Source organism: Allobosea sp. FBZP-16 (genome assembly GCF_002831785.1).
GTDB classification, from domain to species: Bacteria; Pseudomonadota; Alphaproteobacteria; order Rhizobiales; family Beijerinckiaceae; genus Allobosea; species Allobosea lupini.
In genome coordinates this window covers 4356-5201 of record NZ_LNCQ01000058.1, presented here as the reverse complement: position 1 = coordinate 5201, position 846 = coordinate 4356, and the positions used below count along the sequence as shown (strand labels likewise).

The 846-nt window shown below is 70.7% G+C and carries 3 protein-coding genes; all 3 read right to left on the bottom strand.

Annotated elements, in window-relative coordinates:
* Positions 1–25: 25 nt before the first annotated feature.
* A complete protein-coding gene (locus tag CXY91_RS28450; RefSeq protein ID WP_100965337.1) occupies positions 26–418 on the bottom strand; it encodes a hypothetical protein in 393 nt (130 codons plus the stop codon).
* Entirely contained in the window at positions 415–642 is a 228-nt protein-coding gene (locus tag CXY91_RS28445) for a hypothetical protein (protein ID WP_100965336.1), read from the bottom strand. The genes CXY91_RS28450 and CXY91_RS28445 overlap by 4 nt, the downstream gene beginning before the upstream one ends.
* Positions 639–846, bottom strand: a 208-nt coding sequence (locus CXY91_RS28440; protein WP_158673634.1) for a phage protein GemA/Gp16 family protein, incomplete at its 5' end; no start/stop codon positions are given. The genes CXY91_RS28440 and CXY91_RS28445, both read right to left, overlap by 4 nt.

Here is an 846-nt window from a genome sequence, read left to right as displayed (position 1 = left end):
CGAGACACGGCCCCGCGCGGGGCCGTCAGCCGGCCTTGTCGAACATGTCGAGCTGTGAAGTGGCCGGGCGGACCGTACGGCCATCCGGGTGGCCGAATTTGTCCAGCGCGCGCTGCACCGAGTTTCGGCTGCAGCCGGCCTTGAGCGCCGCGGCCTCCTGCGACATCCCCATGGCGAGGTAGCAGAGCACCCGCCAGGGCCGCGCGATCGGAACCTTGATCGTGTCGGCGCCATATCTGGCATGCAATGCGGCGGTCGCGTCAACCCCGATAATGTCGACGATCGCGCCGCCGGCGGCGGGATCGCAGACATAGACCCGGGCGCCGCCGCGGGCTTCGACCAGGCGCAGCGCCGCCTCCGGGCCGATCAGATCGACCAGGCGCGCAATCTCGTCCGTGGGCGGCGGCAGCGTCGTCATCGCGGGGGGAACCTCTCCGGCGGCGTGACCGTGACGAGGATGCCCTCGCGGACGACGTAGCGGAGCCCGTCCGCCACGATCTCGTAATCGTCGATGCCGACACGCTGGGCGGCTCTGCTCGCCCGCGCCAACGAGCTCGCCAGCGCCTGGCGCACGGCCTCGACATCGAGGGCGCCGGAGCGCTCGAGGAAGCGGACGAGGGCGTGGTCACTGACATGGATCATGCCGTCACCCGCTTCTGCCAGGCCTTCAGCTGCTCGATCGCCTCGCGGACCTGATCCGGCTTCAGAAACTCGGGCGCCGAGACTTTGAATCGGGTTGCAACCCAGCGGCGCAGGGCGTCGCGATCGAGCGGGCCGGCATGCAGCGCGCCCCACAAGGCATAGAGCTTGCGCAGGTCCGCGCGCTCCGCCGGCGCCCTCACCGAC

Bases quoted from the DNA above. Each gene is read 5' to 3' on its own strand.
- CXY91_RS28450 (WP_100965337.1), bottom strand. From the start codon at position 418: ATGACGACGCTGCCGCCGCCCACGGACGAGATTGCGCGCCTGGTCGAT.
- CXY91_RS28445 (WP_100965336.1), bottom strand. From the start codon at position 642: ATGATCCATGTCAGTGACCACGCCCTCGTCCGCTTCCTCGAGCGCTCC.